The sequence below is a fragment of the Pseudanabaena yagii GIHE-NHR1 genome (assembly GCF_012863495.1).
GTDB classification, from domain to species: domain Bacteria; phylum Cyanobacteriota; class Cyanobacteriia; order Pseudanabaenales; family Pseudanabaenaceae; genus Pseudanabaena; species Pseudanabaena yagii.
This window is the reverse complement of record NZ_JAAVJL010000001.1, coordinates 3,280,381-3,294,746: the sequence shown is the minus strand read 5'-3', so window position 1 is coordinate 3,294,746 and position 14,366 is coordinate 3,280,381. Positions and strand designations below refer to the sequence as shown.

The 14,366-nt window shown below is 41.9% G+C and carries 7 protein-coding genes; all 7 read left to right on the top strand.

What is annotated here, in order from left to right; all coding sequences use genetic code 11:
* Window positions 1-82: 82 nt before the first annotated feature.
* The 7 genes from HC246_RS15025 to HC246_RS14995 all read left to right on the top strand — a co-directional run bounded on the left by HC246_RS15025 (window position 83) and on the right by HC246_RS14995 (window position 14,322).
* On the top strand, window positions 83-1,111 hold the full coding sequence (locus HC246_RS15025; protein ID WP_169364089.1) for an ABC transporter permease: 1,029 nt from the start codon (window positions 83-85) through the stop codon (window positions 1,109-1,111).
* Between the two features lie 129 nt (window positions 1,112-1,240).
* A complete protein-coding gene (locus HC246_RS15020) occupies window positions 1,241-5,710 on the top strand; it encodes a PAS domain-containing protein (RefSeq protein ID WP_169364088.1) in 4,470 nt (1,489 codons plus the stop codon).
* Window positions 5,711-5,765: 55 nt separating this feature from the next.
* Window positions 5,766-5,996, top strand: coding sequence for a type II toxin-antitoxin system MazE family antitoxin (mazE, locus tag HC246_RS15015; RefSeq protein WP_169364087.1), 231 nt, complete (start codon window positions 5,766-5,768; stop codon window positions 5,994-5,996).
* Entirely contained in the window at window positions 5,983-6,342 is a 360-nt protein-coding gene (locus tag HC246_RS15010; protein WP_169364086.1) for a type II toxin-antitoxin system PemK/MazF family toxin, read from the top strand. Before mazE ends, HC246_RS15010 begins: the two co-directional genes overlap by 14 nt.
* A 28-nt stretch (window positions 6,343-6,370) precedes the next feature.
* Window positions 6,371-8,071 carry a DUF3352 domain-containing protein gene (locus tag HC246_RS15005; RefSeq protein ID WP_169364085.1) on the top strand — a complete coding sequence of 567 codons (1,701 nt, stop codon included), beginning with the start codon at window positions 6,371-6,373 and terminating at the stop codon, window positions 8,069-8,071.
* 279 nt (window positions 8,072-8,350) lie between these two features.
* Window positions 8,351-10,678, top strand: a complete 2,328-nt coding sequence (locus HC246_RS15000; protein WP_169364084.1) for a sensor domain-containing diguanylate cyclase — start codon at window positions 8,351-8,353, stop codon at window positions 10,676-10,678.
* A gap of 359 nt (window positions 10,679-11,037) precedes the next feature.
* On the top strand, window positions 11,038-14,322 hold the full coding sequence (locus HC246_RS14995) for a response regulator (protein WP_169364083.1): 3,285 nt from the start codon (window positions 11,038-11,040) through the stop codon (window positions 14,320-14,322).
* Window positions 14,323-14,366 lie beyond the last annotated feature (44 nt).

The window sequence follows — 14,366 nt, the reverse complement described above, 5'->3', positions numbered from 1 at the left end:
AAATGAATATCTCTAGAAGATGGCGCAAAGCGCTATAGTTAAGAAATTTGTTTAGTCCAGTAAGAACCTAGTAAACCTGTCTATGTCTAGTCGCCTCAAAGCACTGTTCTACTACATTACGGCGCGATTACTGCTTGCACCGATTATGCTATGGGCGATCGCCTCAGTCGTATTTCTGTTAATGCGGGCAACCCCTGGTGATCCTATCGACGCAATTTTAGGTCCTCGTGCTCCTGAAGAGGTCAAGGTTGCCTTGCGTGAGCAAGTAGGACTGACAGGTTCTCTCTTTTCGCAATATTGGGGCTATATGCAGGATTTGCTGCATTTTAACCTTGGCAAATCGATCAGCACCCGTGAGCAAACCGTTTGGCAAATTATTAAAAACTTTTTCCCCGCAACCGCAGAATTGGCAATTTATGCCCTGATTGTGGCTTTAGTAGTGGGGCTGACTGTGGGAATTATTGCGGCTCTGCGTCCAAACACCAAATGGGATGTGGGTGGTCGATTGTTTGGCATTATTACTTATTCCTTACCACTTTTTTGGGTTGGGATGATCCTGCAATTAGTGTTCTCGGTGCAACTAGGTTGGTTGCCCATTGGTACAAGATTTCCTGCTAGCGTCGATCCGCCTGTTCAAGTGTTTGGGCTATACACAATTGATGCTTTGCTCAAATCTGATTGGAAAAACTTTTGGACAAGCATTCAATATCTGATCTTGCCAGCTACCAGTTTAGGAATTGTCATTAGTGGGATTTTTGAGCGAATTGTGCGCGTCAATTTGCGTCAAACCTTGCAGTCTGACTATGTGGAAGCAGCTAAGGCAAGAGGGATTAAACCAAGTGCGATTTTGTTTAACCATGCGTTAAAAAATGCCATGATTCCTGTAGTTACGATCCTTGGTTTGACCCTTGCTTCGATGCTTGGTGGTGCGGTGCTAACGGAAGTGACATTTTCTTGGCCAGGGCTAGCCAATCGTTTATTTGAAGCGATCGTTGGGCGAGACTATCCCGTAGTTCAAGGCATTGTCGTATTTTTCGCAATAATCGTCACGATCGCCAGTATTCTCGTAGATATTGTAAATGCTTGGATTGATCCGAGGATTCGTTATTAGCTTTTGGCTATTAGTTTTTAGCTATTAGCCAAAAGCTAGTAGCTTTTAGCTTGTGGTAATTGGTAATTGGTGATTGGTAATTATTTTTTCCCTTTTCCTTTTTCCTTTTTCCTTTGATATAGTCGTCACATGATAGACAAGCGGCAACCAAAGCGATCGCCATTTTTTAACATCTCTTTGCAATGGGTGGTGGTAGTGCCGTTTGTGGTTCAAACCTTTGGGATTGTGGGACTAGTAGGCTATTTGTCCTATAAAAGTGGACAGCAGGCTGTAGAAAATTTAGCCAGTCAATTACTGAGACAAACTTCAGGAAGGGTTAGCGATCAACTCAATAATTACTTACAGCGATCTCAACAGATTGTAGGAGCTAATCATTTGGCGGTGCAGCAAGGAACCCTCAATCTTGATGATAAAGAACAATTGCGACAACAACTTTGGCAACAGCTCGTATTAGATCCAGCGCTTCCTGCCAATGGGTTTTGGAGTGATGATGGCAACTCAATTGGATACTTGCGAGTTAACTCAAAGGAAATGCAACAGCTCGCGGAAAAAGCAACAGGTAAAAGCCTTCCCATTGGCACTATTTTCTTTCAAGAGATTATTCCCAATCAGCGTCGATACTATAGGGTTGATGATCAAGGCAAGCCGAATCAATTGTTTATCCAAGTAAATGATGACTTCCGCACAATTGATTGGTATAGACAAGCGAAAAATCTGGGAAAACAAGCATGGACATCAATATCTTTAGGCAGAATTCTTCCCTTGTTGCAAACAGTGGCGATCGCTCCTGTATATGATGCGAATGGAAAATTTTCTGCTTTATTTACGGCTAATTATTTCCTCTCAGACATTAGTTTGTTGCTCACGCAGTTAAAATTTACGCCTACTGGAAAGATATTTGTGATTGAGAAGTCGGGGGAGATGGTCGCGACATCTGTAGCTGCAGAATCAGCAGGATTGAAAAGGATAAATGGAAAGTTTTCTCGCCTATATGCTACAGATAGCCAAAATGAGATTATAAGGCAAGTTTCTCAACAATTAATTCAGCAATTTGGCAATTTTGAGAATCTGAAGGAGCCACAACAACTAGATGTAATGGTTGCTGGTCAAAGGAAATTTGTGCAGATCACTCCCTATCAGGACAAATATGGTTTGGATTGGCAAGTGGTCACGATAATTCCTGAGTCCGATTTTATCGGAGAGATTCAGGCGAACTTACGGCATACATTTTTGTTATGTGGACTAGCGCTGTTAACTTCAATCTGTCTCGGGATTTGGACATCTCGCCGTATTGGGCGATCGCTATCGCATCTCACTCAAGCTACCAAGTCTTTCTCAGAGAATCGCCTTGAGCAAACCATCCCTGATACGCGCATTACAGAAGTTCAGGTTTTGAAAGAATCTCTACATCAGATGATGATTGATCTCCATGATGCCGATCAAATGCGTTTAAATTACGAACGTGATTTAGAACAACAGGTTGCTCAGAAAACCGCAGATCTTAGAGAAGCTCAACGCATTGCAAGGATCGGTAGTTGGGAGTTTGAAGTAGCAACAGGTGTTAGTACTTGGTCAGAGCAGCAATTTCTCATTCTCGGATTTGATCCTCATGTACCCTTACCAAGCTATGCCAACTTTTTCGATATACTGCCTCTTGAGGATCAGCCCAAACTACGTGCAGCAGTAGAAGAGGCGATCGCAAATGGTACACCCTACATGGTCGAACATGGCATCATTCGACCTGATGGCTCGATTTGTCATATCATCAGCCGAGGCGAAGCGGTCTATAACGAACAGGGGCAGGTAACCAAATTAGTTGGCACGATTACCGATATTAGCGATCGCAAGCAGGCTGAAATAGCACTGCAAGAAAGTGAAACGCAACTTCGTAATCTCTTCTCTGGGATGAAGGATTATATTTTTGTGCTAAATGGTGAGGGTAGATATCTTAAGGTTGCTCCGACTCAAGCCAATATTGAAAGTAATGCTAACGTTAAATTAAATCAGACTATCCATCAACACTTACCGCAGCAAACTGCTGAGCGCTTTTTAGAAGCCATTCAACAGGTTCTCACAACTCAAAAGAGCATCGATCTAGAATATAGTTTGGAAATCATGGGTAAAGAACGTTGGTTCTCAACCATCGTGTCACCGTTAGATCGAGAATCAGTATTATGGGTTGCTCGTAATATTACCGATCGCAAGCAAGCAGAAATCGCATTACAGGAAAGTGAAGACCGTAGACAGCTAGCCCTTAGTTTGACTAATACAGGAAGTTGGGAATTTGATGTTGCCACGGGTGAAGCGATTTGGAGTGGTACTCACTATCGGTTGATGGGACTGAATCCCTATGAACTATCTAGCAATTACCAAACATGGCGCGATCGCGTTCATCCCGAAGATCTTGAATGGGTTGAAGCAGCATTCAATCATGCTTTAGAGACGCATTCCTTACTAGATGTCGAATATCGGCTTCTATATCCTGACGGCACTTTGCGATGGGTACTCACCAAGGGGCAGGGTATTTATAACCAAGATGGTCAAGCAGAGAAAATGATTGGCGTGATGCTTGATATTAGCGATCGCAAAGCATTAGAAATTGCCTTAAAAGATTCCGAAACAAATCTGAGCGATATTTTAAATAGCGCTACGGCAATAATTACAAGGGTGGAGATTAAGAGAGATGGCACATGGAATATTAAGTATGTTTCTAGAGCCTGTGAAGCAATCTCTGGCTATAGTCCTCAGGAATTAATTGACGATCAATCACTTTGGTTCAGTTCAATTTACCCTGAAGATTGGCAAAGTCTGGGAGATCAAATTTACGCAGATATTTTTAATGAGCTTGGTGGGACTTATACCTATAGATTTCGACATAAAGATGGCTCTCTCCGTTGGATTTCGCAAACCAACAATTCTCGCTGGGATCCATCCCTAAATGTCTATGTTGTTACGATGCTAACTTCAGATGTGAGCGATCGCAAACAACTAGAACAGGAGCTAACCTACAGCCACGATTTACGAGAACTACTTTTTAATGAATCCACTGATGCACTGTTCCTAGTCGATAGCCATACTTCACTAATATTTGACTGCAATCAGCAAGCCATAAAACTATTTGAAGTCGATAGTAAAAATCAGTTACTGAATATCGTGGGTCGCATTCTTCACAAAAATGATCTGACCGCTCAGGAACTTGCTTGGATTAATCAAGAAATAGCTGAAAAAGGCTTCTGTAACCTAGAGGTGGAATATGTCACTTTCAAAGGGAATTACTTTTGGGGAGATCTTTTGCTTAAGAGAATTGAGTTTGGCGAACGATATTTTAGTTTGGCACGCATCGCAGATATTACCATTCGCAAGCAAACAGAATTTGCCTTGGCTGAAGCAAAGGCAGCCGCAGAAGAAGCGACAAGAGCTAAAAGTGCATTTCTCGCAAATATGAGCCATGAAATCCGCACCCCCATGAATGGCGTGATTGGCATGACACAACTGCTAGAAACTACTGAACTGACGGAAGAACAACAGGATTTTGTGAAAACTATTGCTGATAGCGGTGAAGCGCTTTTGGCGGTAATCAATGATATTCTCGACTTCTCAAAAATTGAATCAGGGATGCTCACTATTGAAGCAAGGGAATTTGTGCTGCAAGATTTGGTCAAAGCAGTTTGTGACATCCTTCGTAATCAAGCGATCGCTAAAAATATTGATCTCACATACATCATTGCTCCTGATGTTCCCACTAATGTCGTCGGAGATCGAGATCGGTTGCGTCAAGTCCTGCTCAATCTAGTGGGTAATGCGGTGAAATTTACACCACAGGGACAGGTATCAATTGCTGTCGAGGGTCATGTGATAGCCAATAAATATGAGTTAAGTTTCGCGGTCTCAGATACGGGCATTGGTATTAAAAGCGATCGCATTGATCAACTATTTCAACCCTTTACCCAAGTGGATACATCGATTAGTCGTCAATATGGTGGTACTGGTTTAGGACTGGCTATTAGTAAGCGCCTCGTCGAGTTGATGGGGGGAACAATCTGGTTTGATAGTTGTGGTTCCATTGGTGGCAGACCTCCCTCAGGCTGGCAGCCCATCCTCAGCACTCAAGGCTCAACTTTCTATTTCACCATAGGCATATCAACAAATTTAGAGAGCCGTAAACCTCCCGAAGCATTGATCAACAAAATTAGTAAGACCCTAATTGACAAATCCATAGCTCAAAAATTTCCTTTACACATTTTGCTAGCCGAAGATAATCTCGTAAATCAAATGGTAGCGGGGGCTTTGCTCAAAAAACTTGGCTATCAGATCAATGTGGTTAACAATGGATTAGAAGCATTACAGGCAGTTCAACAACAGGACTATGACTTAATCCTCATGGATGTACAGATGCCTGAGATGAATGGATTGACTGCAACTAGGTTAATTCGGGAATATCTCAATAATCAGCAAAATGCGAAGCAAGTCAGAATTGTGGCGATGACTGCGAATGCGATGGTTGAAGATCGGCAATCTTGTTTAGAGGCGGGCATGGATGATTACATTAGCAAACCCATTAATGTGCAAGAAATTATTCGCATTATCTCCAATGTATAAATCTGCTCCTACATTTATTGGTATGATCAAATGGTAATCCTTGATGGTAATACCAATGGTTAAGATTACAATTTCCTTAGAAGAAGAAATTCTTCAGTTTCTAGATCAGTTGGCGCAGGGAAACCGTAGTGCCTACATAAATTCCTTACTTGCACAGCAACGCCGTCAAGCGATCAAAGCAGAAATGATCGCGGCTTTACTAAAAGATGCAGAAGATCAAGAGTATTTAGCAGAAATTGAGCTGTGGGATCATGTTGCTGGAGATGGGATAGATGCCTCAAAGTAAACTTACTTATCAAAGAGGTGAGATTCGATGGGTAAAACTTGATCCAACCGTAGGTGCTGAGGCACAAAAAACAAGATCCTGTCTAATTCTTCAGAATGACATCATGAATCAGTACGGATTGCTAACTATTGTTATGCCCTTTCGCCCAGGACAAAAACAAGCCCCCTATGTGGTAAATGTTAAAGCCTCACAGATTAATGGTTTAGACCAAGACCGTTATATTGATGTGGGGCAGATTCGTTCTGTTGATCATCAAAGAATCTTGGGTTTAGTAGGAATTTTAGAACCAGAATATTGGAAATCAATTCAGATATCTTTAAATATAGTTCTAGGATTTCTAGATTGAAAAAACTAATAGCGAATTTAGAGCTTTTATGAAAATCAAACCTGTTTTTGCGGGAATTGCTGTACTTGGTGCTTTGCTCTTGGTTTTAAGTTTGACGACGATCGCTAAGGTATTTGCAGCAAATCCAAGGGATCTATTAGCAGGAGTCAAAACTCAGCCTCAAGCGGTACAACTATTGCCCAAGCGATCGCCTTTATTTGTCTCATTTTTGGCTAATCCAGAGAAATTAGGATTATTCACACAGTTAGCGGCAAAACCTAGCGATCGCGGCGATGTGCGTCATGAATTAGCAAACCTCAAGCAGCAATTACAACAAAACTGGTTATTGGACTATGAACGCGATATTCAGCCTTGGCTGGATCAAGAGATCACCCTAGCCGTTACCGATGTTGATCTCGATCATCAGTCTGCTAATGGTTTACAAATAGGATATCTGCTTGCTTTGAAAGCCAAAGATGTTGATTTGGCGAAGACGACAATTGATGCTTTTTGGCAAGAGTTGGCGGTGAATGGTTCCGATCTAGGATTTGAGCAATATCAGGGTGTATCGATTTTAAATACGAGTTTTGCGGAAAATCGACCTGCGATCGCGGGGACAATTTTAGACAAATTTGTACTATTTGCGAATGATGTGCGGGTATTACGCCAAGCGATCGATGACTTGAAAGATCCTAGTTTAGCGTTGCCCAGTCTTGAGCATTATCGCGATCGCCTTGCCCAAATCAATAAGGGTAAAATTGCCGTTGCTTATGCCAATTTAGGAGAGCTAGGTGAAGATTTGCCACAGGCAAGTTTGTTAATGAGCCTCGGTTTAGACAAGGCAGGTATCAGAGCCAAAACTCTATGGCATGAAGAGCGATCGCCTCAGTCTGTGGCAGATGTTACCGAGCCTAATGCCTCTGCACCATCATCCCTCTCCAAACCAGCGACAAAGCCCTCCTCTAAATCTAGTACTAATATCGCGACCGCCCTACCTTCGGGAAATGCGGTGATTATTGGTAAAAATCTAGGTGAAACTTTGAAAGGATTCCAAACGTCCCTTCCTCCAGAATGGCTCAAGGTAATTACCAAAGCGATCGCTCCTATTCCATTAAATCAAGATGCTGTGGCATGGGCACAGGATGACTTTGCGATTACTTTATTCCCTCAGCGTAATGCTCAGCCTACTATTACCCCAGACTGGTTACTAGTGGCTAAGGTGAATGATGCCAAAGCCTCCGCAACAGCGATCGCTTCTCTCGATGATCTGGCAAGAAAGCAACTCACTGTGGGTGAAATCACCCTCAAAAATCAGCCAGTTACTGTCTGGACAAAGCTGAGTGCTAGTCTCAATACTTCTTCAGGTTCTCCTAACAATGCCGATGTGTCAGGACAGGTAGTGGCAGTCCATGCTCAAACTTCCAATTATATTTATCTATCTAATTCACTTCCATCATTGGAATTAGCATTAACTCTCAAAAACAACCAAGCGATCGCTTCGTCTCAGAACTTTAAAACTATCACAGCAAAATTACCACGCGATTATAAAGCCTACGGATATCTTGCTCAGAAGGTTAATTTGGATTGGTTAGAGACTATTTCTTCTGATATAAAAATTCAAGAAATTTCTTCAAAGATCAGCCATTCTCCGCTTGCATCAATTTTTAAACATATAGAAATGGTAGGCTTTGCGAGCAATAGTATTCCAAATAATATAGAGAATAGTGAACTTTTTGTTAATCTTAATTAATTTTCAAATAATTATGGGTAAATTTAAATAAATAGGCTAGATTTGCATTAATCTAATTTTAAATTTATCTTTAAACTAAATTTTAGATAAGGCTCTTGCGGATAAAAAATGTCCCACCAAAGTTATCTAGCTTCGACTTCGCTCAGCTAACGTTGGCTGAGCGGAGTCGAAGCCGCAGGTACTTTAATTAATAGCAAGTCCCTAAATGCAATATTAAAATCTAACCTCAAATAATGCTTGAGAATCGGGCGATCTGCTTATTTAATAAGGCTTTCATGTATGGCAGTCAAACGACAAGAAAGGCAATCGCGTGATTGTAAGATTCCTCTGCAATGGATCCTGTTACTTCCATTTGCGATGCAATTGATTGGGACAATTGCCTTACTCACAACGCTAGGAAATTATTACTGGACATTTCTAATCTGTGGCGTAATGCTCCTGCTATCTATGGCTTTTGGTGTTTTCGCCAACCGATGGATTAGGCAAGAGATTGAGCATATTGAGATTTCTCTGAAGGCATCACACAAAAAATATAAGACGCTCTTTGAGCTTTTACCCATAGGAATTTCTATTACCGATCCTGAAGGAAACCTCATAGCAGGTAATCTTGCATCGGAGAAGATTTTAAAAGTTCCTAATCAAGAGCTAACATCACGTACCTATGATTCTCCTGAATGGCAGATTGTGAGGTTTGATGGCTCACCTATGCCTAGTAATGAATATGCTAGTGTTAGAGCCTTAGCGGAAAATCGCGAAATCGACAATGTTCGGATGGGACTGTTCGATGATCATGGTAATGTGCGTTGGTTAAGTGTGAGTGCAGCTCCAATTCATCTAGAGGGCTATGGAGTAGCGATCGCCTATGTGGATATCAGCGTGCTCAAACATACTGAAGAAGCGCTGCGCCAAAGTGAAGCAAGATTACAGGCTTTTTTAGATAATGCTCCAACCCCAATTGCGATCAAGGATTTGGAGGGAACCTACTTATCGGTTAACCAAGAATTTACCTATTGGATGCAGACTTCCTATGAAGCGGTCATTGGTAAAAAGGACTACGATATCTTTTCCCACGACTCAGTAAAAAGAGTTCGCGATATGGAACTGCAAGCGATTTTTGAGGGTATTGCGGTTAGTTTTGAAGAAACTGTGCATTTGCCTAATGGTCAACGCACTTTCATCATCACCAAGTTCCCGCTTATGGATGTTCATGATAAGCCGTATGCAGTAGCGGGGATTTATCTCGATATTAGCGATCGCAAACAAGGAGAAATGGAACTTGCCTATAGTCGCGATCTGCAAGCTGCTATTTACAACGGTTCTGCCGATGCTATTTTTTTAGTCGATCCCTTGAGTTTACTGGTGTTTGATTGCAATCAACAAGCAATCATCATGTTTGAAGCCGATAGTAAACAAGAACTAATAGGCATTGAAGGAAGAACCTTACAAAAGCGTGAATTTACTGATGCCGAAATCGATGCCATTACAGATGATGTCGAGACATTCGGTGTATGGAGTCGCGAAGTTGAATACATCACGAAAAAAGGGAGATATTTTTGGGGAAATCTCGCGGTTACAAGAATTACAGTTGCCTCTCAAGAAATCAACCTAGTTCGTGTCACAGATATTAGCGATCGCAAATATGCAGAAACTGTTCTGAAAGAAAGTGAAGCTTTATTCCAGAGGATTACGACGATCTCTCCTGAAGTCATCTACATAGTTGTGCGACATGGTGACGGTAGTATCAATTTTGAATATGTGAATGCCGCGATCGAGGAACTATTGGGAATGAGCATTGAAGACTTCATGTCTATGCCCAATATCCATAGATTCATTTTTCACCCTGATGATTTCGAGTCGTTTGAGAGAGAACTAAACCATAGTATGCAAACCATGGATATTTTTCGCCATGAGTGGCGCATTATCACATCCCAAAAACAAGTTAAATGGGTCAAGTCTCAAGCTCGTCCAGAACGTCGTGAAAATGGTGATATTGCTTGGTATGGTTTTGCGATCGATGTAAGTGAGCGCAAACAAACAGAAATTGCCCTTGCATCGGCTGAATCCAATCTGCGAAATATCAATCAAGAACTAGAAAGATTAATTAATCTTGATGGTCTCACCCAAATTGCGAATCGTCGCTGTTTTAACGATCGCATACTTCTTGAATGGCAAAGATTGCATCGTGATCACCAGCCACTGTCTCTATTGATGTTTGATGTGGATTATTTCAAGCTCTATAACGATCGCTATGGGCATCAAATGGGGGATGAATGTCTAATTAAAATTGCTCAAACCGTTGATGATTTAATGCGCCGTCCCGCTGACTTGGTAGCTCGCTATGGTGGCGAAGAATTTATCATAATTTTGCCTAATACCAAAGCTGAGGGAGCGATCGTTGTTGCTGAGCTTGTTCATCAGGCAATTCAAAAACTGCAAATCCCTCATCAAGATTCTACGGTGAGTGATATTGTGACAATTAGTATGGGAATTGCTTGCGATCTTCCGAAATTAGAGCGATCGCCTTATGTATTGATTAGTCAAGCTGATCACGCCCTTTATGAAGCGAAACAGCAAGGAAGGAATCGATCAGTTCTATTTGTGGAATAGCGATACCAATTCACGAAAGTAAGGAAAGGATTTATTTTAGTAACTGATGTTACGTGGAACTAGGCTCGCCCCTCATCCCCAACCCCTTCTCCCGCAGGAGAAGGGGCGCAAAACCTAAATTATTTTCTTGTTCCCCTCTCCTGCGGGAGAGGGGCTAGGGGTGAGGGCTTTAGAAGACTTCCACGTAACATCAGTTAGTAAGGATGGGCGGCGCTTCGCGCCGCCCATCCTTACTAATTTAGCACTGCCTGAAAACCAAGCCCAGTAAGGTTTTGCAAAGCTAAAAATGACTATGCCATTTTTAGCTTTGGTATAAAATATTACTATGCTGATATGGTAGAAGTCTGCCGCTAGTCTCAATGAGCATTTCCCACAAACAATCGTTTTTCCGAAATATTCCATTACGCTGGATCTTAATAGTTCCTTTTGTGATGCAAATTGTTGTTGCCGTGGGTTTGGTAAGTTACCTATCCTATCGCAGTGGACATAATGCAGTGAATAGCCTCGCCAATAGGCTCCAAACAGAAATTAGTACCCGTGTAGTTGAAAAAACAACAACCTATCTTCAGGCAATTGATCAAGTTAATAAAAACAATATCAGTGCTCTTCGCCTTGGTAAATGGAGCTTTAATGATTTTCCTAGCCAAGAGCGACAGGCATGGGAACAAATGCAACTTAGCGCCTTCGCCAAAATTACGATCATTGGATTTGGCACACCTTTAGGTGGACATCGATCAGTTGAGCTTTTGCAAAATGGAACCTTGGTAATGCGGGCGGCTCCTAATGGAGGAGGTGACTATATTAGCTCTACCACTAATCCCGATGGTTCATTAGCCCAATCTACACAAACGAATACTTACTTTGATTCTCGTCAGCGTCCTTGGTTCCAAGTAGCAGTCAAAGCCAAGAAAGCTGCATGGACAATTGTATATCCACACATCTATACAGGAGAATTGTTAGTTGCGCTTGCGGAGCCGATCTATGACCTAAAAAGTGGTGATTTGTTAGGTGTTACCTATGGCATACGCTCCCTTGAAGATATGAGTCGTTTTTTGCGAACCATTAACATCAAATCAGGGGCAGTGTTTATGATGGAACGGGATGGAACCTTAGTCGCCACCTCGGCAGAAAAGCCATACCAAGTTATTCCAAACATCAAAGCACAAAAGCTCCTCAAAGCTTTTAATAGTCCCAGTTTTTTGATCAGTGATACGGCTAAATTTTTACGCGATCGCTTTGGTGATTTGGCAAATATTCATAAACCAGAAAGACTTGATTTTTCTAGTAATAACGAACATTATTTTGTCAGTATTACTCCTTATCAGGATGGGCAAGGCTTGAATTGGCTGATTGTGACGGTTGTGCCCGAATCAGAGTTTATGGCGGAAATGCGAGCGAGTACCAATCAATCAATTAACTTGATTGTGATCACATTATTAATCGCTACAGGGATTGGACTTATTACGACTCAGTGGATTACAGCGCCGATTGTGCGGATGCGTCAATCTAGTAAAGCAATGGCAGATGGCGTATGGATAGAATCTTTACCTGAAGATGGTTTAATCGCGGAGATAAATTCTTTATCTGCCTCCTTTAATCAAATGGCTGAACAATTGAGACAGGCGCTAGCTATCAAAACTGTGGAATTGCAAGATAAAGCTTATTGGCTAAATACTCTAGTGGAAGCTGTTCCCGATGCGATTTTCATGAAGGATGGTGAAGGTAAATATTTAATCGTTAATCGTCAAGGTCTAAATCTGTTTGAGCTTCCAGATGATTATTTTGGCAAAACCGATGGGGATATGGCAAGGTTAGATCCGTTCTATCATGATGCTTTAATTTACTGTGCGCTCACTGATGAAATTATTTGGCAACAGAAAGAGATCGCTTATGTGGAAGAGCAAGTTCCTCAACGTGATGGCACATTTCGCATTTTTGATGTCGTCAAATTACCCATTTTTAATCCCGATGGTAGCCGTAAAGGGCTAGTTGTTATTGGTAGAGATATTAGCGAAAAGGCACGGATTGAGGCTAAACGCAAACAAGCAGAAGTTGATCTTAAGAACAAGACGGAAGAGTTAGATCGCTTCTTTTCAGTTGCCCTAGATTTGCTCTGTATTGCCAATACTGATGGTTATTTTCTCCGCCTCAATCGTCAATGGGAACACACGCTCGGCTATCGCCTAGAAGATCTTGAAGGGCGTAGATTCCTTGATTATGTACATCCAGACGATCTCAACGATACGATTAAAGAACTCACTAAATTATCTCATCAGGAAAACACTTTAAACTTTATTAATCGTTATCGTTGTTTTGATGGTTCCTATCGCTGGATTGAATGGCGCTCTTTTCCTGTGGGCAACCTTGTTTATTCAGCCGCCAGAGATATTACCGATCGCAAACAGGTAGAAATGTCATTGGCAAAGGCGGCTATTGCTGCTGACAATGCCAATAAGGCTAAGAGTGCATTCCTTGCCAATATGAGTCATGAAATTCGTACACCGATGAATGGTGTGATTGGCATGGCACAGATTCTCGAAACCACTGAACTTACGGAAGAACAAGCGGATTTTGTCAAAACTATCAAAGAAAGTGGGGATGCGCTCTTGGTTGTGCTCAATGACATCCTTGACTTCTCCAAAATTGAGTCAGGACAGTTAGAAATAGAAGCGAAGTCTTTTGATTTGGAAGATGTGGTCAGTTCTATATGCAAGTTACTAGAAAGCCAAGCATCTACTAAACAAATTGCACTGAATTATGCGATCGCCACAGATGTTCCGAAGATGGTCATCGGCGATCCTAATCGACTCCGTCAAATTCTCTTAAATCTGGTTGGCAATGCCGTTAAATTTACGAAACAGGGGCATATTTCGTTATCAGTGACTGGTCAGATTTTCGCCATAGCTGGTAAACCTGTATTAAATAAATATCAGTTAAATTTTGCGATCGCTGATACAGGCATCGGCATCCCTAGCGATCGCATTGATAAGTTATTTCAACCATTCACCCAAGCCGATGCTTCCATTAGTCGTAAATATGGCGGTACTGGTTTGGGACTTGCCATTAGCAAACGGCTAATCGAAATGATGGATGGTACAGTTTGGGTCGAAAGTTTTGGACAAGTAGGGGGCAATCCACCCTTAGAGTGGCAATCTGGACGCAATCATCAAGGCGCGATCTTTCACTTTACGATCGTTGTAGCACTCACTGATATTCTGTCTCAACCCCAGTTATTTGCCCCAGCCAAGAAAGTCCTTGATGTCCAGATGGCGGCAAAATCCCCCTTAAATATTTTGCTGGTGGAGGACAATCCCATTAATCAGATGATCGCCAACTTAATGCTGAAAAAACTGGGCTATCAAGTTGACTTCGCCAACAATGGCTTAGAGGCTTTGCAAGCCGCTACTGAATGCCGCTATGATCTGATCCTCATGGATATCCAAATGCCTGAAATGGATGGATTTACAGCGACTAAGCACATTCGTGAAAACCCTCAGATTGCTGATGTGAAGATTGTTGCTATGACCGCTAATGCAATGGCTGAGGATCGCCAAGCTTGTTTGGATGCAGGCATGGATGACTACATCAGTAAACCCATTACCATCGAAAGTATGACGCAACTGATTAGCAAGATTCAGGGATAAAATTATCTGGATGCGGCGAAACCGCCAACAATACATATTATTTT